The following is a 21,007-nucleotide window of genomic DNA, read 5'->3' as shown; positions in this document are numbered from 1 at the left end:
ATTCGAGCTGAGCAATTTTCGGATTGACCCGAGCATTTTTTGGATCGACCTGAGCGTTTTTCTTCTCAACCCGAGCAATTTTGATATTGACCTGAGCAGTTTTCTTTCAACCCGAGCAAATTTTAAGTTGATCTGAGCATTTTCTTCTTACCTCAAGCAAATATGGCTTTAACTTAAATATTTCTAAACAAATAAAACCCTCACGCTCAAAAAGGTGAAGGTCATTCTCTTGCTATGTATTATTTTTGGGCATATTTTTGCAGATGCTTTGGGATTTCACGTACGTCCATTAAAAATGGCATCATAAGGATTAACGCTAATAAGTAAATCGCAACACCGATTGCTACTGCAGAGCTTTTTACCTCTTCATCAATCACATAAGGCATTGTAATATATGGTACAAAGACTAGTAATAAAATGGAAATACGTGTCATAGAAGTGAGCATTTGCTTTTTCCCACAGTATGGACAGCCTATAAAGCGAGAAAATGATACAATTGACCGCATTGACTGCTTCCACGTCCATTTTTCCTTACATGTAATACATTTTGGCATATCATCTATCCCCTCCATTCACTAATTATGCCATAATTACCATTCTAGAAACATATAAAAAAGAATTTGCACCAGTTAAACCCTGTACAAATTCCCTATATAGGTTAAAAATAATCGATAAATGTTGGAATACCGACAGGAAGTACTGTCTCTAGCAGTGCAATGTCAATCGCATGGCCCTGTAAGCGTTCGATTTTTTCCAAATAGCTTGGTCGTTTATAGCCTAGTAACATTGTGGCTAATGTTTGCACAGTTAGTTGAACAGCATTTTCGGACAGTGTTTCGCTGATCTTATCTACGCTAACCTTACCTTCCTGCACCGTAATCACAAATGTGCCGTTATTCCACGCTACAATACGATCACTAACAGCCAATCGTAACTGAAAGTCATTTCCCACAAATGGATAACGTAATAAAAATTCTTTGACATCCACGATACGTGCCATAAAATAAGGGGACACTTTTTGTATGATTTCACTATCCTCCAGTAAAAAGGCAACTGCTTCATTTCCAGTCGTTTTGCCATAAGCATTATAAATCATTGAGCTATGAGCAGAGACAAAATTCCATAAGCCTTTACGTGCCTCTTCCTGTAAATAGACGATTTCATCAATGTAATAATTTTCCTCCATAATGCGATAAAACATATAGCCCTGTGGCACATCATCCTCATCATAATATACGGCTGCCTGAAGATTGACATCACTATCAATAAACTTTTCTTCCCAAAAGTCTTCCTGAAACTTCTCATTCCATGCAATACTATTGCGTACCATCACACCATGCGTTTTTTGGGCATAACTTGCATAAATCGCTACAACATCCTCATGTTTTGGATCAACTCGACGTATCTTTCCATTTAGTCCTGCATAATGTGGCAGCTGTGTATCCTTGACCTGAAATTCCACGATATCGCTCATAATTTCCCAGCCCTTTTTTCGATAGTATGGGATCGAATATGGGAATAAATAGGATATATATTGCCCCTCATTTCGCATGCGCTGTAGACATTCCATAATCAGGCTCTCCATTAAACCATGTCTTGAATATTCTGGATATGTTCCCACAGCCGTTATACCACCCATTTCGTAAATCCGACCATGAACATTTACCTCAAAAGGAAGGCTTAATATTTGTGAGACAAGCTGTGTACCATCAAACCATCCAATTGCATGTCCTTCATCGAATTGCTTGCTCTTTGCATTGACAAAGCGGCGATCCTTATGAATAGACATGGACATTTGAAACACGTAATTGAGTAAATCTATGGATTGTGCCATTTCATCTAATCGAATTTCCCGCATGATTAAGCCTTTTCGCTGATTCATTATTCCCTCTCCTCATCAAATAACTCTGAAAAAATGGTTTCTGGTGCATTTAAAAAACGCTTCGTAACAATGTAATGTATGGTCTCCTCATAACGAGTAGACTTAATTTCCTCACCATCAAAACTGTAAATAGTTGCATTTGGATAGCCAAGTAAAATCGGTGAATGTGTAGCGATAATAAACTGTGCCTCATGCTCTAAATCCTTCATGATTTTAAGGAGACTAAGCTGCCTTGTTGGAGAAAGTGCCGCTTCAGGCTCGTCTAATAAATAAATGGCCTTACCTTTAAAGCGATGTATAAATAACGATAAAAATGATTCCCCATGTGATTGATGATGTAAAGACTTGTCACCATAAGCCGCATATTTGTTTGGATGCTCTAACGAATCAATATGACTGGCAAATTGATAAAACGTTTCAGAACGTAGGAAAAAGCCATTTGAAACTTTCGGCCACCAAGATAATCGTATATATTCCCCAAGTGCAGATTCCGCTTTATGTACCTCATATAAATTTTGTCGCCCACCACCTGCTGTATTAAAATCACAGCAATCAGCAATTGCCTCCAATAGTGTTGATTTACCAGAGCCATTTTCACCAACAAAGAAAGTGACATTTGTAGGAAACTCTAGCTCCTGTAAATCCTGCAAACTTGGTATGTTAAAGGGATATACATGCTTATCTTTGATGTTGTTTTGTAACACCTTACATGATTTTAAATACATTTCATTTCCTCCCTTACTATTATTATAACGCGGTCATGCTACTCTGAAACCGACTTTTTTTCCAAATACAAGCTACAAACACCCAAAATAAATAATAAACTGATACCTATAAAGGAAATAGGTGACCATGAGAGCCTTGGATCAAATAACTGAAAGAAAAATGTGAATATTGGAACAAAGCATAAACTCATCATTACAATTAATGATGAACAATACTGAATGCCTATTTGTAATAAATACATTGGTAGCATGACGCCTACTACTGTAACTGCAAGTATCCACGAAATATTTCCCGAGAAATATTTAAAAAATATGTCGAAAGTTGCAGAAAAAGATAATAAAATTATGCCATAATAGCGGTTTGCTAAAATCATGGAAGTAGTCCAACCAGCCTCACTTAATCGCTTCGAATAGATCGTACAGAGAACTGCTCCAATCCCACAGCCAACACTCGCTATTAATGCCACAATTACAGGCAAAGTTAGGTCCATTTGTACAGCAGATTTCCCACTAATAACAGCTACTATTAGTATAGTACAAGCGATAAATGTTCCAAAAGCAATTACCCATTGTACACGAGGAATGGATTCCTTAGCAAAAACAGCTACTATTAAGACAAACAGTGGTCCGATGCCCATTTCAAGCGCACTTACAATCGCGGACTCAACGTATTTTAAGGCAAAATAAAAGCCCATAAATGTTACCACCGTAGCAGCGTTCAACTTCATCACATCCGTAATATTTCCCTTCCATACATTCACTAGCTTTCGTTTTCGGGCAAAGAATGAAAAATAAATGGTTGTAATGAAAAAACTAATGCCCGTAAATAAAAAGGTTGGTACCTCCTGTACCTGCTTGGCATAGAACACCTGGCTCATTGATGTTAGAAGTGCTGACAGAACAAGTGCAGTTAAACCTACTGTTGTTGCTTGTTTTTTTATCATTTCCACTATATTTCCCCCTTGATAAATTAACAGTGTTGAGCAAATTCCAGTTCCTCTCCCATTTCCCAAATAAAAAAACTTCGTCTCCAATAAATATAGAGACGAAGTTATCCGCGGTACCACTCTGATTAGCTAGAAAGCTCACTTGACTATAACGGTAGCAGCCGTTTATGCCTATCTCTTCAGCATAAAAAACTCCTGGATGAGTTCATAAATGGTTTGCGATGATTTTCACCTGCCATCATCTCTCTAAAGCAAACTACATTCACTACTACTTCCAATCATTGTTAAATTATATTCGATACATCATAATTCAAATCATCCTTTTCGTCAAGACTCTCTGAAGTATGTGCAATATTGCAAATACACCTTTATGTTGGATCATTATGACTCGAATTAGCATCTGATTCCAGTTATTGTGACTTATAGCAAATGTTCTACTTTCCAGCTGATTGTCATACATTGAGTAAAACCTTTTGAACCTTATTTTAAGATGGAATGTACCTGAAAAAAGAACAAGGGAGAAAAGTGATATGTTTGTAACTCATTTTTATGAAGGCAAGACATCTGTGTTAAGTCAGCTGCTCGTCAATCTACCTGTTGTCGAAGAAAATATTAAAATTAAAGGACGAAAAGCAAAAATAATTGAGGTTAATCAAATCAACAACAATAACTACCAAGTACGAATCGTTTTTGAAATTGTACCTAAAAAACAGCCTATTAAAGAGCTTGGGAAGAAAAAAAGATAGCCATTTATAGTTTAAGGCGTAACGCTATCGTTGATAAATCCAATGATAGCGTCATGTTGTTGAAATACTATTATGTCAATGAAATCAAGGTGACAAATTAAAAAGTATAGCCCTTTTTCAAAACGAGAGGTTGATTTCCGTTCCGACTGAGTGCTTTCCTGGGGGCGTCCGATGAGCCGCTTCACTCGCGTGGCTCGCTCCAGGGTCTCATTTGTGACGCTGAATCCCCGAGGAGTCACTCAGTCTACACTCCAATCAACCTTTGCTCATAGTATTTTCTTCTGGCAATTCACACAAATATATTGTGATAAATTTGAAGTCTTAGCCATCACTATATTGTGCAAAAATGGAGCTTTGATAACATTTTTCTATGTGAAAACAGAGGAGTACTTTATGTAAAGTTACAAAGTAGTTTGTTTTACGCATAAAATGTAGGTTAACATCTGTAGACAGGAAGCGGCTCGTCGCTCGCCCACAGGAAAGCGAGTAGCCTGGAACGGAAATCACTTTCATTTGACTTAGTAGTATTCACAAAGATTCCCTTGACTATTTAGTTTTTCAACACTATGACGCTATCGTTGATAAATTCAATGATAGCGTTTTAAATTTCTTATAAATGGGTATCAAAATAGTATATTGCAAACTGTTCTCAATTCTTTTTAATCTCTTTCTCTTTAAGAAAAAAAGTTGACTTTTTAATTGATAACAATTATCATTATCAATAGATTATTTCTTTTCTCCAAATTGCTTAATTCAGAATCCCCCTCTTTTTTGAAATAAGCATGTATCAAACGGATATTCTTACATCAGACTAAGAATATCCGTTTTTTAACTGTATTCTGTTTATTTTAACGGAATATTTACATATACAAAGGAGCTGTTTTACATGGATTATCGTATTGAAAAAGACACTATGGGTGAAATAAAAGTACCTGCGGATAAAATTTGGGGTGCTCAAACACAGCGTAGTAAGGAAAACTTCCAAATTGGTACAGAACAAATGCCAATCGAGCTAGTACAAGCGATGGCTATTTTAAAGAAAAGTGCTGCTATCGCAAACAAAAAGCTTGGAAAACTTTCAGCTATCAAAACAAACGCTATTGTCCAAGCAGCTGATGAAATTTTAAATGGTCAATGGGACGATCAATTCCCACTTGTCGTTTGGCAAACAGGTAGTGGTACACAATCGAATATGAACGTCAATGAGGTTATTGCGCATCGAGCGAACCAGATTCTCCAGGATGCTGGAGAGGCTGATCGTATTCATCCTAATGATGATGTCAATAAATCACAAAGCTCAAATGATACATTCCCTACAGCTTTGCATATTGCAGCCGTGTTAAAGGTTGAGGATTATTTATTACCGCGTCTTCGTTTATTAAAAGCAACTTTAGAAGAAAAAGCAGAGCAATTTAAAGACATTATCAAAATTGGCCGTACACATTTGCAGGATGCTACTCCCCTTACATTAGGTCAAGAGATTAGCGGTTGGGCTGCAATGCTCTCAAAATCTGAGCACATGATTATCCAAAATATTGAATACATGAAGGAACTTGCGATTGGTGGTACAGCTGTAGGTACTGGTATAAACGCACATCCAGAATTTGGCGAACGAGTAGCATCGGAAATTAGTGAGCTGACGAATAAGCATTTTACGTCTGCAGCAAATAAATTCCATGCACTAACAAGTCATGATGAAGCTGTCGTTGCCCATGGTGCCTTAAAAGCGCTTGCAGCAGACTTAATGAAAATTGCCAATGATGTACGCTGGTTAGCAAGTGGACCTCGCTCAGGAATTGGTGAAATTACCATTCCCGAAAACGAACCAGGCTCCTCTATTATGCCAGGTAAGGTTAATCCGACACAAAGTGAAGCCATGACAATGGTAGTAACACAGGTCGTTGGAAACGATGCAACAATTGCCTTTGCCGCTTCACAAGGTAATTTCGAATTAAACGTCTTTAAACCAGTCATTATTTATAATTTCTTACAATCCACTCGTCTATTAGCAGATACAATGAAATCATTTAATGACCATTGCGCAGTAGGCATTGAACCAAATAAAGAAGTACTTGATTATAATTTACAAAATTCATTAATGCTTGTAACAGCATTAAACCCTTATATCGGCTATGAAAATGCAGCAAAAATTGCGAAGAAAGCTCATAAAGAAGGGACAACCTTAAAAGAAGCAGCTATTGCCTCAGGATTACTATCAGAAGAACAGTTCGATGAATATGTAGATCCTGCAACAATGATTTATCCAAACGTAAAATGATGTAAGTGCAAGGTGGCTACAAGTAGCAGACGTGAGTATAGAAAGATTGGAGCTAATTGCTTCAATCTTTTTTATTTGCTCAATATACTGTTGTAATGTCTTGTAGAATATTAAGCATCTCCAAGACGTAAAATATATATTTTGCCATCATAATATAGATAAGGGCCAGGTTGGCGTAATTCGCTAAGTTAGTCCTTATCTTTATTAATAGGCTTTGTAAAATACACCAAATTAAAAATATCTGACTGAATTTTCTACAATAATTTGATACTTGGATTGTTAAAGTTGGCCCATGCTATATTACTGTTAATATATCTAACCATTCTATAAGCTACTGGCTTAAATCCGCACTTTGGCCAAAATGTTGAAGAAGCAAGGTTGGTGATTCTCCAGTCTGTTACCATGTTGTTATATCCTTTTTCTATCATAATTTTATGACCTTCATTCATTAATTTTTTACCAACTCCTTTGCCCATGTGAGAATAGTAAGTGCCTGCAATACTTAACTCTACTCCTATGTCAGGTGTCATTAAATCTGAGGTAATAGGATAATACACTTGAAATCCTAATTCTTTCGAGTCCTTTATCGCAATTAGGCACATCCCATTATTCTCCTCTACAATATTTTGATAAGCATCTTTGATATCCGATACAACTTCGGGTAGCGCAAGTTCAAACGTAGGTGCAACATTATGATACGATTGGATGATGCTAGACATTTTGCTCATCATTTCACCATCCATTTTATTAGCTACTCTAATCTCAGCATCAGATATATTTTCAAAGGGTTTGTAATCCTCTATGTCCATTACTGCGTGAACTTGCTGGATAAAAAAACTTAATCGTTGGTAGGCATCGTAGTACGCCTGATTGCCAAGAGGTATAATACTGTAGTGCATAAAACAACCTTGCTCTAACCATATCACTGAAACTTCTGCATATAGATGCCTTATAAGTTCAGCGGATTGATCCATTCTGATTGCTATTCCCTCATAGGGCACCCATACATGTCTGCCTCTATGGGGGTCAATCTTTATCTCTCCGATAATATAGCCTACTAGTTCTTTATTAGTAAATGCTCCTATTCCAATGACTTTATTAAGAAATAATTTTTCCAGTAGGTTCGTTATATATTCAATATTAAGGCAGCTGTTTTTTAGAGACGGAAATACTTCACCTTCCATGTTCTGCCTATGTATTAACAAGTCTGTCATAGCGGATATATCGTCAATACTAAGGGGTTTAAACTCATATATTTTCATCTTTATTCTCCTTCCATAATCAAGTTAATATTTTTTGCTGCCAATTTTTGAAACTAAACTGCTATTCACAATGATTGTATTTATTTCCATTTATAGCAATGCCTTTTTATGTAACTTAAAAATTTCTTAAGCACTATAAAAAATTATTTACCTCTAACTTTAAACTATCTACAAACTCGTTAATTTGTTCCATTTGTACTTTTAAACATAATGCAGGACCAGTTTCTGATGCACTATGATCATTCCTCTCACCTGCATCTAACACAAAAAATAATCTATAATAAGGCTCCCATTCATCCCTTTCATGTTCAGGCACTTGATGTAAACCATGTCCAGGGTAATAATAAGAACCAAAAAGAGGAATATGATAAATACACAACCCAGGGTCATGGGGCTCTAACATACTTAGATGCATAAGATCTATTTGTCTTAAATCATCTAGTAATTTTAAAAAATCTCTTCTCAAACAAAGTATTTCAGAAAAAACTTCTGGAAAACTTTTACCTGAACGAAATTGTATATTGAATTTAACACTAGATTCATTCACTAAAACTAAATTTATTTCAACTTCACAACTAGATTGACTAAAATAATCTTTTAATATAGCCATAAATAATTCCCCCTTACCTATTAGTGGTCATTTCCTTCACAAAAAAATACCGCAGTAGCAAATGCTTATATTATTCCTCATCCTTATTTTCATTTTGTCGGATTTCTACTTTTTTACGCTGCTGTTGTTTCTTGCAACTGTCTCATATAAATGCGTGGTATTTCAAAGAATCACTTAGTAAACACTATAATTTTGGAATCAATTAATGCTTGGAAACTAAAATAAACAACCTCTCAACACTGTTCAGAAGTATTTCGTTTAGGTAAACGTACAAGAAACATAATTCTTTTTACATATAGTATCAAATATGATAGAAAGGGTGTGCAGTGTGAGAAAAAAACATAAAAATTTTAAAAAGTTCAAGTTTAAATCAAATCCAAGTTGTCACTGTCGTTGTTGTGATTTTTGTTGCCCTTGTCGTTGTAAGCCACCATTTATACCTGTGCCACCAACTCCACCTTGTCATTTTTTAGTGTACGTTACAGATGCTGGTCAGTTAGCTACGCCTGATAATATGGTATCGGTGATTGATACAGCTACAAATACGATAGTTGCTACCATTCCAGTAGGAACGGCTCCATTAGAAGTAGCGATTACACCGAATGGAGCATTTGGCTATGTTCCAGCTCTATTCTCGGATAATGTAACGGTTTTTGATACTGCAACAAACGCTGTAGTCACTACTATTTCAGTAGGAATTGGACCTGATCCTCTTGGTGTCGCAATTTCACCAAATGGAGCACTTGCTTATGTATCAAATCATGGAACTAACACTGTATCTGTCATAGATACAGCTACAAATACGGTAACCGCTACTATTACAGTAGGGCTTCAGCCTCAGGGTATAGCTTTTACTCCGAACAGTGCGTTTGCTTACGTTGCAAACGAAAACTCAAATTCAGTGTCAGTTATAAATACAGCTACAAATGCCGTTGTTGCTACAATTCCTGTGGGAATTCGCCCAAGATCAATCGTTATTACACCGAGCGGACAATTTGCTTACGTAACAAACGAAAATAGTAATACAGTATCTGTCATTAGTACAGCAACAAATACAGTAGTTGCTACAATTCCCGTGGGAACAGGACCTGTAGGAACAGCAATTACACCGGATGGAACACTTGTTTATATTGTCAATAAAGGTAATAATACTGTATCTGTCATTAGTACAGCAACGAATTCGGTGATTGCCACAATCCCTGTTGGAGTATCACCTGACCAAGTAACCATCTTGCCGGATGGAACACTTGCTTATGTCACAAATCAGCTTGACAATACTGTGTCTGTCATAGATATAGCAACAAATACAGTAATTGATACAATTTCAGGGTTTAACGGTCCTACTGGTATAAAAACCGGAACAATCTGCCAATAAAAATAAACTTTTTATACAAAAGAGTATAAAATACGTTCAGATTTGATTTCAAGGGACGTCTTGTTTTGCTTGTATATAATGATTTTGGGATAGCAGACGTATACATCCTCTAAAATATATTGCTACTATGCTATCCCAGGCCCTACATAAAAAAGCCACACCTTTGAGAATTTATTGAATCAACTCTTAAAGATACTAGTAGAAAATTATTGGATAATTACAAAGAATATAAACATGACCCCTAATAGATTAATTTTTCATATCATATGTGTTTTCTTCCTCTAGACCAAACATAGGGTTCTGGTCTATTTTAGCTATTACTTCCTTTTATGGTTTGCTATCTTCGGAAGCTAAAAAATGGAATGACTCATATAATCAAGAAAAAGAGAATTCGAATAACAACGATTTCTCCTTTTCTTGAATAACAACTAGCTATGCTCCAGCCTGTTTAATTACTGCATAATATCTTTCTTTGTTTCAACACTGAACAAATTAGTTCAGGTATTTTGATTCCCCTATGTTATTATCCTCTATTAGTTAATATACAATATTCTTAGATTTTCCTTAAAATACATTTAGGGTCCTAGCCTTTTCTTATTTGGACATCATCAAAAGATCTTACTAACATGGATGATTTTACCTCTACTAATACAAAAGGTTAATCATTTCTATGTTCTTCTCCCATTATTCTCTAACAGCCAAAGGATTCATAGATAAACTATTTTTCGACTCTTTAAAGATTCGATTCATATCCTTGAATCCTGAGCCAGTAACTAAAAGAACTACATTCATATCTTGATTTATAAGCTTTTTTCTAAGATCCGATACTAAGCCTGCCCATGCTGCCGCTGCTGAAGGCTCTACAAAAATGCCAGCCTTGGTAGCTAATTTTTTTTGGGCATGTAAAATCTCTTCATCCGATATGGAAATACCCCAGCTATTTGTCTTACATAGATAATCAATAGACATTTCTGCATTTGCAGGTGATTTAACAGAGATAGAATCAGCGATAGTATCTGTTTTCTCTAGGATTAAATCTCTTCTCTCCCTCCAACTTTTTACTATTGCATCACTACCCTTTGCTTGCACTAAAATACAAAGTGGTAACTTATCAATAAGTCCCTCTTGTTTAAGGTCAAAAAAGCCTTTGCAAACAGCGCTATAAATTACACCGTCACCAGCTGGTATATAAATAATATCGGGTGCTTTGAAGCCTAATTGATTGTACAGTTCAATAGAAACTGTTTTTTTCCCTTCTATCGTAAAAGGATTATAAGCGGTATTTCTATTAATACCTCCAAATCTTTCTGTATACTCTAGCGATAGTTTATATGCATCATCGTATGTTCCTTTCACAGGGATAACGCGCGCTCCAAAAAAAATGGACTGTGCTATTTTTTCTTTAGGTGCAGTTTCAGGTATAAATAAAACGGTTTTTAATCCATAGGCAGCAGAAATACAAGCCATTGCAGAACCAGCATTTCCTGTAGATGCAAGTACAATTTTCTGCTCATTATGGAAGATAGCTTGTTCTGCAATTAATAACGATGCTCTATCTTTTAGTGACCCTGAAGGATTTAAACTGTCATTTTTAATAAAAAGATTGGGTAGTCCTATCTCTTTTCTTAATAAAGCAGGCTCTAATAATGGGGTATTACCAACCTTTAAAGCAGACGAATTTTGAATGGCAATTGGAAGAAAGGAATCCGGTTCAGCCATTGAGTTTCTCTTTGTCTTTTTTTGAGGTTCATATTTAACGGATAATATCCCCTTTTGAAAACCATTATTCTTAACATTTTTACAAACAGGACATAGATAAACGATTCCTTCTGATTGAAATTCATATCCACATGAAACACAATCATATCGTATCACTTTAATTATCACTCCTCTGTATATTTCTACTAAAAAAATCTCTTCATTATTTCAGAATGAGACCGATATTATTTTGCTTCGCTTTTTCAAAATACAATTTAGCTATTGTTATATCGAAAATAGCCATTCCCATTGGATGAAACATTATTGCTTGATTATCAGGAAATTCTTTCATTGCATTATGAAGGACTACATCAATAATGGATTTTGTATCCTCTTTATTCAAATTACATTCTTTATGCATTACCTCTATATCTGTATTTGCTCTACAGACCTCGTCCCAATCATCTACAATCATTGACTGGGTGAAATCAATAATACTAGGTTCATAATCACGAAGAGAAACATTCAGCAGTAGTGCGCCCTTTTTAGGCTCTTTATTTATATATCTCTTCTCTGAAACTGTACAAGTTATAAAGATTTCACTATGTTTATAAACTTCTTCCCATGAACTACAAATTTCTGTTTTCTCTAGCCAATTTGCAGGTATTTTCACTGTAGAAATTCCAGCAATATCAAAAATATAAATTTTATTTATTTTTTCATTTAATAATTCCGTTACCATTTGATAATGTAACTGACCTATTGGACCAAATCCAATAATGCCGATATTAATTTCATTTAATTCTCTAGCCGCTTGAAATTCACGTATAATCAATCCCGAAACAGATGCTGTACGTATCCCACTTATTATTGCGGTATTTATGATGCATACTGGCTCTCCTGTATGAACATCGTTTAAAATCGTTATTGAGTGAGCTCTTGGAATAGCCTTTTTAATATTTTTCGGAAAACTTGCAATCCATTTTATACCTGTAGAAGAGATGTCACCACCAACATATGCTGGCATAGCTATAATACGATCATTCGGATCTTTAAATTTCAAATAAGGTTTAATCGGTTGAGAAAAATCATTGTTTGCTAAGCATTCTACAGCGTATTTCAGATGAGAAATATTTTCACGCCAATTTATTGGAATCATTGATATATCTGTATTATTTAAATAGAGCATGATATTTCCAACTCCTTTTGTACTATAAATTCATCACTGTATCCTTTTGATTATCGATCCATTTTACCCATTCATTATTATAAACAGTATCAACATATGGTGAACCACCATCGGGGCATAGAAACACTACATTTGGAACTTGGTTAAGTTTTTTACCTTTAAAATATTCACAAATTGCGTAATAGGATGCTCCTGAAGAACCACCTGCAAAAATAACAAATTTCTCAAAAAGCTCATAACATCCTTTTACTGCTTCGGCTTCTGGAACATATATTACTTCATCTATTAAAGCTTCTTTTAAAATATCAGGTGTCATACTCGACCCAATCCCAGGAATATAACGCTTGCCTGGAGGTTTTCCGAAAATAACTGAACCCTCCGTATCTACAGCAATAATTTTTATAGCAGGAAATTTCTCTTTTAATTTTCTTGAAACTCCTGCAATGGTTCCACAAGAACTAACACCAATAAACGCATAATCTAATTTATCGAAATATTCAGATATTTCAGATCCCAGTCCGTAATAGTGAGCTCGTAAACAATCTATATTTCCATATTGATTGGTCCAAAATACATTATCATTATTAGTTTGAAAACGTTTTATTTCGTTAATTCTTGTTAAGAGATACCCACCTGTTTCATCCCTCTCTGTAACTTTTATAACATCGTGTGAAATTGTACGAAGCAATTTTTCATATGTTTGACTTATATTCATATCGATAATGGGGACAAACTTAATTTTTAAAAATTTACATATGGTAGCTAATGCTATAGCAAAATTCCCAGATGATGATTCAATTACTGTTGTATTTTCATTAATATTTCCATTTTTAATGGCTTCTTTAATTACATAATAAGCTGGTCTCATTTTCACACTGCCCATTAGATTATAAAATTCTAATTTTGCAAATAAATTAATAGGATTTACATCTAGCTTCACACATGGCGTTTTGCCAATATATTGATTAAGATAATCTAATTTTTTTAGCAAATTTTAATAATCTCCCTTCATAATATAAAGTAATAGTAGATACACAGCTTGTTCTGGTAATAAAATAAGTAGTTATAAACTCAAAATTGCTTCAACTGCGAAGTCCGTTCCTTTAGGTAAGGCTTTCACACCAACTGCTGCTCTTGCGGGATATGGTGTTGTAAAAAGTTTCTCCATTTCTTCATTAACTAATGAAAAATGAGCTAAATCAGTTAGATATATTGTTACCTTAACCACATTCGAAAGATTTCCTCCAGTAGCTTCCACAACAGATTTTAAATTATTAAATGCGCATTGAATCTGTTCCTTTATTCCACCTTCTATTACCTCCATTGTTTCAGGTACAATGGGTGCTTGGGCGGATAAAAAAACAAGATTATTTGAATGAATTGCCTGTGAATAGGTTCCGATTGGTTCTGGTGCATTTTTTGTATATATCTCTTTAATTGACATTTTTATACTCTCCATTCTCACGTTAAGTTTTCAATAATTACTTAGTTACTCCAATTGTCATACTGTTACGTTCTAAACTAATTCTATTAGGCGAAAGTGCCTCTTCTAAAACTCCAATATTTTTTAACGAATCAGGGAAACACTTTTTTGTAAGAAGCATTCTACAACAATTTGCTATAGCAGGCGCCGTTTGAAACCCATATCCTCCTTGTCCCACTAGCCAAAAGAAGCCTGATACATCTGCGTCCTCTCCTACAACTGGCGTCCTATCTGCCACAAAGGATCGCAAACCTGCTAATGTATGATCAATCTTTTTAACATCTATATCAGTTAATACTTCAAGATTATTAGCAGCTATAGCGATATCTAAATCTGATGGTTTGGCATCACAAGGCGTTATTGGAATTTCATCACATGGACTTACGAATAATTTTCCAGAGTCGGGTCTAAAATAAAAAGATTCACTTAAATCTCCTACATACGGCCATTTATTTATATTAAATTCATCGATTGATAGATAAAAGACGCTTCTCTTCTTTGGTTCCAGGTTAATACTTCTAACTCCTGCTAAACCTGCTATCTGGTCTGCCCAAGCACCTGCTGCATTTATAATCATCGGTGTAACAATATTACCTTGGGTAGTATCTATACTCCAAAGGTTGTTATGACGAGATATTGAATTCACACTACAATTGGTAATCAAGGCTCCATCTTTTTCTTTAAATCCATTGATATATCCTTGATGAACAGCATGGGTATCGATATCCATTGCGTCTTGTTCAAATATACCTGATGTATAGATATCTGTATTAATGACCGGAACAATATTCCTTAGCTGATTACCCTCTAGCAGTCTCAAATTACCCACATCATTTTTCATTTCTTTATAATGTTGTTCTGCTAATATCTTCTGTTCCTTTGTTGCTAAAAAAATGGCTCCTCTCTCTCTTAATAAGGGTTTATCACTAAACCCTTTTGGAGGGTTAGTATAAAACTCAAGGCTATGCTTTGTTAATCCTCTTACTGTTTTATTACCATATGCTTGCATGTATATTGCCGCAGAACGTCCTGTGGAATGGTAAGCTAATTGAGTCTCTCTTTCTATCAGAATTACACTGGCCTCCTTAGCCAATTCATAGGCTGCCGATGCACCTGCAATTCCCGCACCAATAATTAGATAATCTGTATATTTATCTGTCATCAACTATCATCCCTTTTGTGAATTACTAGTTTCCATGTTCATTTCTTTTGTTTTTTTAGAGAAATTATTAAATTTTATTTGAAAAATTGAATTTGTTAGAATCCCAGCGACTAATCCCCAGAAAGCAGCCCCTATACCCAAAAAGGAGATACCTGATATTGTAACTAGAAAAGTAATGAGCGCACTTTCTTTTTGAGTGCCTTCCATTGCGGAAGCAAGGCTTGAACTAAGTGAAGCAAATAGAGCTAAACCAGCAATAACTGCTATAAACTCACCAGGAAGTGCTTGAAAAATTGACGCCATTGCAGCACCAAACAAACCAAAGATTAAATAAAATAATCCACATGAAATACCTGCAACATATCTTTTATTTTTATCCTCATGAGCTTCTTTCCCAGTACAAATTGCCGCAGTAATTGCTGCTAAATTTATAGCATGAGAACCGAATGGTGCTAATAAAATTGAAAAAATTCCTGTTGTTGTAACTAATGGACTTATGGGTACATTATAACCATCCGCTCTTAAAACCCCTATACCAGGCGCATTTTGAGATGCCATTGTTACAATACATAATGGAATGCCAATTCCAATCAAAGCATCTAGCGAAAATGAGGGAACTGTAAAAATAGGGTTCACTAAAGACATATCAATACTTTCAGTCTTTAGATTTCCTGTAAAATAAGTAATGAATAACCCTAAAAATAATGTAATTACAACCGTATAACGTGGTGAAAACCTTTTAACAATTAAGAAACACAGTATCATCGGAAAAACTAATTCAGGTAGATTTTTCAAAGATGTAAAAACTTCAACTCCAAAGTTTAAAAGAATTCCAGCAAGCATAGCAGTTGTGATTGAATATGGAATTCGGTTCATTATTTTCTCAAATATCCCTGTCCATCCTAGCAAAGTAATAATTACTGCAGAAAAAATAAATGCTCCAATAGCATCTGTATACGAATAAATTGACCAGCTTGAAACTAGTAGAACCACTCCTGGCGTGGACCACGCTGTTATAATTGGAGATTTAAACCAAATACTCAATAAAATACAGGTTATCCCACTACCTATAGAGATTGCCCATATCCACGAAGATAAATGAGAATCACTTAAATGCGCAACTTTAGCAGCTTGGAAAACAATTACTAAAGGTCCAGCATAAGAAACCATTGTAGCTATTAATCCCACAACTACAGCTGATATTGATAAATCTTCTTTTAACATTCCCATATTAAAGGAGTGTCTTGAATTCTTTAACACAAAGCAGCAACCCTTCCTCCAATATCTGTTTTCTATAAATTTATTTGTTTGATCACCTCTCTTTTCTTTGTTTTTTATACTAACACAACAAATCTCCTTCAAAAACCAGTTTTTCCCACGTTCATTTTTTTGTCAATTTTTAATGTTTTTATTATTTTATTGGAAAATAAATCTATATTATTCCAAAAATATAAAAATAAAATATTTCTATATACATCTTTATAATAGTTTTAATTTTAAAAACCTCTTCCTAAAATAACCAAAATTCTATTAAAAACATAATTTTTCTAAAATATAGAAAATACCTACTTATTTGATTATTTAAAATTTTCGAATACAACATTTAAATTGTTATTAAGCGAAAATTTTATTGAACTAAAGTATTATTGTGTTTAAAAATGGTCTACATAAAAAATTACTTTACCTTTTCGTCCTAAAGAAATTTTTTTATAATTAGTTGACAATAGTACTTCGTTGCAATAAGTTTTTTTATTTATTTCGACATTTACGAAATAATGAAGGCTAAAGAATATGATCAAAATGCTGAAAGAGTGATTCTATTGAAACCTATAAACTCACAATACCGAAACATGCGAATAGCTTATGTAATAACCATTATTATCACTATTTTTTTAGGCCTTGCCTCTAGAAAATGGAGTCTTTTCCTGCCACTGTTTGTAGCCCAAAACAGTGGGGACGTACTATGGGCTATAATGGTCTATTTTGGATTTCGATTTTTGCTAATACGGAAGAGTACCTTCATAGCTATTTTGCTCAGTTTTTTGTTTAGTTTCAGTATTGAATTTAGTCAGTTATATCAGGAAGATTGGATTAATCAGATTCGTGCAACAACGCTTGGGGCTTTGATACTTGGGAAAGGTTTTCTTACAGAGGATTTAATTCGGTATACAACAGGGATAGTAATCGCTGCTGTATTAGATAAGGTCTCACTTAAGTTCATACTTCGCAATTATTAACAGAACAACCAAAGAACCAAAAATTGGCTGAAATGAACCTATTTGAATTCATTTCAGCCAATTAGTTTCTTATTCTTTCTTTTTGTACCTCTCCTTCTAAATTGCATGTTTAATAAGTGTTATATATTTCTCCGATATACAGTGAGTAATCTGTATCTAGATTTTCTCTATTTTCCACGATAATTTTACCTTCATATAAGGATTCCCCAGTATGTACATCACTGATAACTAGCAAATGACCGTCAGAAGTACGATTCACTAAATATAGTTTACCATCTATAAGTTTGAAAAAAGGTTCCTCCTCATCATTAGCAATGCTTGGATATTCAAAGCTTAGAGGCTTTTCCCATTGATTTTTTTCGATATTATAACGATTCAGTACTAAACTTTTAGCTGTCTGAACAGGAATAAATATATCTGCTCCATAAAGAACTGTCGACTCTAAATTTGATTTTAATTCGGCAGGAATTATCCATTCCTTTACTTCATTCGTGAGATTGTTATAAAGATATATTTGTCTAGAGATTAATTTTGGGTCAGCACCTTCTATGATACTCCTAAATTTTTCTACCATATATAGGTAATAGTTTTCATTTTGAATTATATTGGGATCATTAAATATATGGATACGTGACATGCCTATATCTTCTGACTCTAATTTTGCAATTATTAAGTCATTTTCTAGCTCCTTTGTTTTTTCATTAACTGTATATATATGAAGTTCCTCACCGCCTTCAATGAGGTAGCCCGCCGTTGCCAAAATTATTATTTTTCCATTTTCAGCATAAACGTTATTCACATTGACTGAGCCATAGCTTGCTTTAACTGGCGCATTGATTTCAAATGAAGTACTGTCATTTGTATTTTTATCTAGTATATCGATTTGTAGTGTTAAAAAATTACTTTGATCCACTTTCCAACCATTGGCTAGAACATTTGTGTAGATTAAACGAGCTTCATCTTCAAAGTACTTACTAGGGTACAATTCTTTTCCACGCATAAAATTACGGTGCTCTTGAATAAATTTTTGAAATAATAATGGCTCATGCGGAACTATCAAACCCCCAAAAAATGACTGATTCATCCGATTTGTCGAACCATCTTTTGATATGTACAACCATCGATTAATATTCCCACTTTGATAGCTTGCTTGAAGTATACGATTTTCGATTTCTTCTTTATTTCCACTAATAGTTTCAATTTTAAAAGATACATCATTTTTAGAAGCCCATGCTAGTTGGACATAGTATGAACCAATCGCTACCACGATTGCTAAACTAATCAATATCGATTTCCAATATCTTTTCATTGTCATCCCTCCATTAGACTCTTATTTTATGTTTTAGCAAATAATTCGCTATCCAAATGGCGCTTCCTAAAACAATGATGCTCGTTACCAATTCCATGAAAAAGATTTCAAGTGTGTAAAAATAGTTACTATAAATACCATTCAATACTAAAGGTACGATAAAGAATCCGAATGAGAGCAACCCATAAATAATAGAGAAGAAAATACCTTTTAAACCGTAACTCCGTTCAAATAAAATGGCAGTGAATAGAATAGCTACAAAAATTAATCCGACTCCATATACTAAGATAAATTCAATAAAGGTGTTCGGATACAGCCAGCCCCATATTTCCAAGTTATAAATCTCATCAAAAAATGAGAAATACGTACGGAAATCTACTGGTACAATACTATTAGCAATTTGTATCTCGATTGAAATCGACAATAATTGTAAGGCAATTAACCCAAGGACCAAAAGCATAATTGCTGTCAATTTAGCAAAATATATATTAATTCTTTCAGTTGGCAGCATCAATAATCTGTAAATAAACGTATTTTTTCCAAACCAATCTCGATACCAAATAAAGAAAACATAAATCATCAACATTGCGATACAAAAAAAGATTGGTATCACAAACCATTCAGAAAAAACAAATTGATGAAAGGAAAAAGTACCATATTCCTTAATATATTGACTCACCGATAGTTGATTTTCATACATTACTTGATCTGATCTATTCATATAACCTTTGGAGACGATAATCGCCCCAACGAACTGGCAGACAAATGTTAATCCTATTAAAACTAGATATAGTTTGAAAAAACGGCTTATTTCAAAATTTACAAGCTTTAAATAGTTTTTCATCCTCGATACACCTCCCGCATCACATCAACAACTGATTTTCCTTCATTCTCACGCATTTCCTCCACGCTAAATTCCTTTAATATTTCACCATTATCAATAAGTACTGCTTTATCAATTAAGTGTTCAATATCACTGATTTCATGGGTTGTGAGAATCACACCACGCTCTTCAATTAAATGGCTTGTAAACACTCCGGCAATCTGTTCACGGGAGAACATATCAATACCAGAGAATGGTTCATCCATCAGTAAGTAATCCACGTCCAGTGCTAAACCTAACAGCATATTGACTTTAGCCGTATTTCCCTTTGATAAATTGGTAATTCGTTCAGTTTTGTCTAACTTAAAGAATTGCAACAGCTCTTCTGCCCTTTGCGTGTTCCAACTTTTATAAAAATCCGCCATGAACGTAAAGGCCTCACCAATTTTCATTTGTGGTAACATCGTGAGTGTATCAGGAATAAAAGTAATTTTTTCAAAGCTATCCTTCCGAATTTTTTCCCCATCTATTAAAATTTCACCGCTATTAATCGGCGTGAGTGCCATAATAGCTTTCATGATCGTCGTTTTCCCTACCCCGTTTATCCCAATTAAACAAGTAATTTCACCCTTTTTAGCAGTAAAGGAAAGATCTTTTAAAACCTGTTTTCTACCGTATTTTTTATTGATATTTTTCACTTCTATCATTTAGATTCCTCCGTTTCCCCGCTTTCAGCTTCATACTTTTTCTCAACTAGTTTCAACACTTCAGATAATGGTACATTGATGGATTTTATAGAACCTAAAAATAAGTCAACTGCTTCGATAATTAATTCTTCACGGACACTTTTAAGGACCGCTTCATCTTTCGTAATACAGCTCAGCATATTTCCCTCAGTAAAAATCAATCCTTGTTCCTCCATTTCCTTATAAGCTCTTTGTGCGGTATTGGGGTTAATCTTCAGTTGATTGGCCAGTTCCCTTCTTGACGGAACTTCCTGACCTGGTTCAAAGAATCCCTTAGCAATTTGCTCTTTAAAATGCCGGATAACCTGTACATAAACCGGATCCCGATTATTAAACTTTACAGTCAATTAACTCAACTCCTTGCAAATTGTATTTTCGTGTATTAACTCCTTAATACACATTACGCATAATGAAGCAATGCATTTCATAAAGCATATGCACTAAATCATTTAACTATAGCTACTGTTCTGTATTACCCACTTAATACACCATCTTTTTAAAAGCGTATTAAACTGTTAATACACTTTTGAATGTA

The 21,007-nt window shown here is 34.5% G+C and carries 19 protein-coding genes, 1 pseudogene and 1 other annotated feature; of the genes and pseudogenes, 4 read left to right on the top strand and 16 right to left on the bottom strand.

The window, feature by feature from the left end; genetic code table 11:
* Window positions 1-239: 239 nt before the first annotated feature.
* The 4 genes from AC1RNS_RS08805 to AC1RNS_RS08790 all read right to left on the bottom strand — a co-directional run bounded on the left by AC1RNS_RS08805 (window position 240) and on the right by AC1RNS_RS08790 (window position 3,551).
* On the bottom strand, window positions 240-554 hold the full coding sequence (locus AC1RNS_RS08805; protein ID WP_492991984.1) for a TIGR04104 family putative zinc finger protein: 315 nt from the start codon (window positions 552-554) through the stop codon (window positions 240-242).
* Between the two features lie 104 nt (window positions 555-658).
* On the bottom strand, window positions 659-1,882 hold the full coding sequence (locus AC1RNS_RS08800; protein ID WP_492991982.1) for a GNAT family N-acetyltransferase: 1,224 nt from the start codon (window positions 1,880-1,882) through the stop codon (window positions 659-661).
* On the bottom strand, window positions 1,882-2,607 hold the full coding sequence (locus AC1RNS_RS08795; RefSeq protein ID WP_492991981.1) for an AAA family ATPase: 726 nt from the start codon (window positions 2,605-2,607) through the stop codon (window positions 1,882-1,884). Before AC1RNS_RS08795 ends, AC1RNS_RS08800 begins: the two co-directional genes overlap by 1 nt.
* 38 nt (window positions 2,608-2,645) lie before the next feature.
* Window positions 2,646-3,551, bottom strand: a complete 906-nt coding sequence (locus AC1RNS_RS08790; protein ID WP_492992133.1) for an EamA family transporter — start codon at window positions 3,549-3,551, stop codon at window positions 2,646-2,648.
* 94 nt (window positions 3,552-3,645) lie between these two features.
* Window positions 3,646-3,845 (bottom strand) — a binding site (T-box leader).
* A 239-nt stretch (window positions 3,846-4,084) separates the two neighbouring features.
* Between AC1RNS_RS08790 and AC1RNS_RS08785 the strand changes: the two genes are divergently transcribed.
* Both AC1RNS_RS08785 and fumC read left to right on the top strand, forming a co-directional pair.
* Window positions 4,085-4,300, top strand: a complete 216-nt coding sequence (locus tag AC1RNS_RS08785) for a hypothetical protein (RefSeq protein ID WP_492991979.1) — start codon at window positions 4,085-4,087, stop codon at window positions 4,298-4,300.
* 886 nt (window positions 4,301-5,186) lie between these two features.
* A complete protein-coding gene (fumC, locus tag AC1RNS_RS08780; protein ID WP_492991977.1) occupies window positions 5,187-6,578 on the top strand; it encodes a class II fumarate hydratase in 1,392 nt (463 codons plus the stop codon).
* Window positions 6,579-6,832: 254 nt separating this feature from the next.
* On the opposite strand, the gene AC1RNS_RS08775 is transcribed toward fumC, so the two are convergent.
* Complete coding sequence (locus AC1RNS_RS08775; RefSeq protein WP_492991976.1) at window positions 6,833-7,840, bottom strand: GNAT family N-acetyltransferase; 1,008 nt, start codon at window positions 7,838-7,840, stop codon at window positions 6,833-6,835.
* Window positions 7,841-7,973: 133 nt separating this feature from the next.
* A complete protein-coding gene (locus tag AC1RNS_RS08770; RefSeq protein WP_492991974.1) occupies window positions 7,974-8,450 on the bottom strand; it encodes a hypothetical protein in 477 nt (158 codons plus the stop codon).
* 415 nt (window positions 8,451-8,865) lie between these two features.
* Between AC1RNS_RS08770 and AC1RNS_RS08765 the strand changes: the two are divergent.
* Window positions 8,866-9,825: pseudogene (locus AC1RNS_RS08765) on the top strand (beta-propeller fold lactonase family protein); the annotation flags it as partial.
* Between the two features lie 684 nt (window positions 9,826-10,509).
* Here AC1RNS_RS08765 and thrC read toward each other — a convergent pair.
* The 6 genes from thrC to AC1RNS_RS08735 all read right to left on the bottom strand — a co-directional run bounded on the left by thrC (window position 10,510) and on the right by AC1RNS_RS08735 (window position 16,617).
* On the bottom strand, window positions 10,510-11,544 hold the full coding sequence (thrC, locus tag AC1RNS_RS08760) for a threonine synthase (RefSeq protein WP_492991972.1): 1,035 nt from the start codon (window positions 11,542-11,544) through the stop codon (window positions 10,510-10,512).
* A gap of 202 nt (window positions 11,545-11,746) precedes the next feature.
* Window positions 11,747-12,712 carry a 2,3-diaminopropionate biosynthesis protein SbnB gene (locus AC1RNS_RS08755; protein ID WP_492991971.1) on the bottom strand — a complete coding sequence of 322 codons (966 nt, stop codon included), beginning with the start codon at window positions 12,710-12,712 and terminating at the stop codon, window positions 11,747-11,749.
* 22 nt (window positions 12,713-12,734) lie between these two features.
* Entirely contained in the window at window positions 12,735-13,703 is a 969-nt protein-coding gene (sbnA, locus tag AC1RNS_RS08750; protein ID WP_492991970.1) for a 2,3-diaminopropionate biosynthesis protein SbnA, read from the bottom strand.
* Between the two features lie 72 nt (window positions 13,704-13,775).
* A complete protein-coding gene (locus tag AC1RNS_RS08745) occupies window positions 13,776-14,156 on the bottom strand; it encodes a Rid family detoxifying hydrolase (RefSeq protein WP_492991968.1) in 381 nt (126 codons plus the stop codon).
* A gap of 37 nt (window positions 14,157-14,193) precedes the next feature.
* A complete protein-coding gene (locus AC1RNS_RS08740) occupies window positions 14,194-15,357 on the bottom strand; it encodes an NAD(P)/FAD-dependent oxidoreductase (protein ID WP_492991967.1) in 1,164 nt (387 codons plus the stop codon).
* A 6-nt stretch (window positions 15,358-15,363) separates the two neighbouring features.
* Window positions 15,364-16,617: a benzoate/H(+) symporter BenE family transporter gene (locus AC1RNS_RS08735; protein ID WP_492991965.1), complete on the bottom strand. Its 1,254-nt coding sequence runs from the start codon at window positions 16,615-16,617 to the stop codon at window positions 15,364-15,366.
* A 515-nt stretch (window positions 16,618-17,132) separates the two neighbouring features.
* On the opposite strand from AC1RNS_RS08735, the gene AC1RNS_RS08730 reads away from it, so the two are divergent.
* Window positions 17,133-17,594, top strand: a complete 462-nt coding sequence (locus AC1RNS_RS08730) for a ribosomal maturation YjgA family protein (RefSeq protein WP_492991964.1) — start codon at window positions 17,133-17,135, stop codon at window positions 17,592-17,594.
* Window positions 17,595-17,703: 109 nt separating this feature from the next.
* Here the strand turns inward: AC1RNS_RS08730 and AC1RNS_RS08725 are convergent, their stop codons facing one another.
* From AC1RNS_RS08725 to AC1RNS_RS08710, 4 genes are read right to left on the bottom strand one after another with little or no spacing between them, the layout of a single operon-like run.
* Window positions 17,704-18,903, bottom strand: coding sequence for a hypothetical protein (locus tag AC1RNS_RS08725; protein WP_492991963.1), 1,200 nt, complete (start codon window positions 18,901-18,903; stop codon window positions 17,704-17,706).
* Between the two features lie 13 nt (window positions 18,904-18,916).
* The gene (locus AC1RNS_RS08720) at window positions 18,917-19,747 is read right to left on the bottom strand and encodes a hypothetical protein (RefSeq protein ID WP_492991961.1); all 831 of its coding nucleotides are present in this window, start codon (window positions 19,745-19,747) and stop codon (window positions 18,917-18,919) included.
* Window positions 19,744-20,433, bottom strand: coding sequence for an ABC transporter ATP-binding protein (locus tag AC1RNS_RS08715; RefSeq protein WP_492991960.1), 690 nt, complete (start codon window positions 20,431-20,433; stop codon window positions 19,744-19,746). The genes AC1RNS_RS08720 and AC1RNS_RS08715 overlap by 4 nt, the downstream gene beginning before the upstream one ends.
* Entirely contained in the window at window positions 20,430-20,819 is a 390-nt protein-coding gene (locus AC1RNS_RS08710) for a GntR family transcriptional regulator (protein WP_492991958.1), read from the bottom strand. Before AC1RNS_RS08710 ends, AC1RNS_RS08715 begins: the two co-directional genes overlap by 4 nt.
* Window positions 20,820-21,007 lie beyond the last annotated feature (188 nt).

Source organism: Lysinibacillus sp. GW821-FHT14F06 (genome assembly GCF_058803665.1).
Note: the sequence above shows the minus strand (reverse complement) of the source record. Positions and strands in the feature narration are given on the sequence as shown.

Bases quoted from the DNA above. Each gene is read 5' to 3' on its own strand.
- AC1RNS_RS08805 (WP_492991984.1), bottom strand. From the start codon at position 554: ATGCCAAAATGTATTACATGTAAGGAAAAATGGACGTGGAAGCAGTCA.
- AC1RNS_RS08800 (WP_492991982.1), bottom strand. From the start codon at position 1,882: ATGAATCAGCGAAAAGGCTTAATCATGCGGGAAATTCGATTAGATGAA.
- AC1RNS_RS08795 (WP_492991981.1), bottom strand. From the start codon at position 2,607: ATGTATTTAAAATCATGTAAGGTGTTACAAAACAACATCAAAGATAAG.
- AC1RNS_RS08790 (WP_492992133.1), bottom strand. From the start codon at position 3,551: ATGATAAAAAAACAAGCAACAACAGTAGGTTTAACTGCACTTGTTCTG.
- AC1RNS_RS08785 (WP_492991979.1), top strand. From the start codon at position 4,085: ATGTTTGTAACTCATTTTTATGAAGGCAAGACATCTGTGTTAAGTCAG.
- fumC (WP_492991977.1), top strand. From the start codon at position 5,187: ATGGATTATCGTATTGAAAAAGACACTATGGGTGAAATAAAAGTACCT.
- AC1RNS_RS08775 (WP_492991976.1), bottom strand. From the start codon at position 7,840: ATGAAAATATATGAGTTTAAACCCCTTAGTATTGACGATATATCCGCT.
- AC1RNS_RS08770 (WP_492991974.1), bottom strand. From the start codon at position 8,450: ATGGCTATATTAAAAGATTATTTTAGTCAATCTAGTTGTGAAGTTGAA.
- thrC (WP_492991972.1), bottom strand. From the start codon at position 11,544: ATGGCTGAACCGGATTCCTTTCTTCCAATTGCCATTCAAAATTCGTCT.
- AC1RNS_RS08755 (WP_492991971.1), bottom strand. From the start codon at position 12,712: ATGCTCTATTTAAATAATACAGATATATCAATGATTCCAATAAATTGG.
- AC1RNS_RS08745 (WP_492991968.1), bottom strand. From the start codon at position 14,156: ATGTCAATTAAAGAGATATATACAAAAAATGCACCAGAACCAATCGGA.
- AC1RNS_RS08740 (WP_492991967.1), bottom strand. From the start codon at position 15,357: ATGACAGATAAATATACAGATTATCTAATTATTGGTGCGGGAATTGCA.
- AC1RNS_RS08730 (WP_492991964.1), top strand. From the start codon at position 17,133: ATGAAGGCTAAAGAATATGATCAAAATGCTGAAAGAGTGATTCTATTG.
- AC1RNS_RS08725 (WP_492991963.1), bottom strand. From the start codon at position 18,903: ATGAAAAGATATTGGAAATCGATATTGATTAGTTTAGCAATCGTGGTA.
- AC1RNS_RS08720 (WP_492991961.1), bottom strand. From the start codon at position 19,747: ATGAAAAACTATTTAAAGCTTGTAAATTTTGAAATAAGCCGTTTTTTC.
- AC1RNS_RS08715 (WP_492991960.1), bottom strand. From the start codon at position 20,433: ATGATAGAAGTGAAAAATATCAATAAAAAATACGGTAGAAAACAGGTT.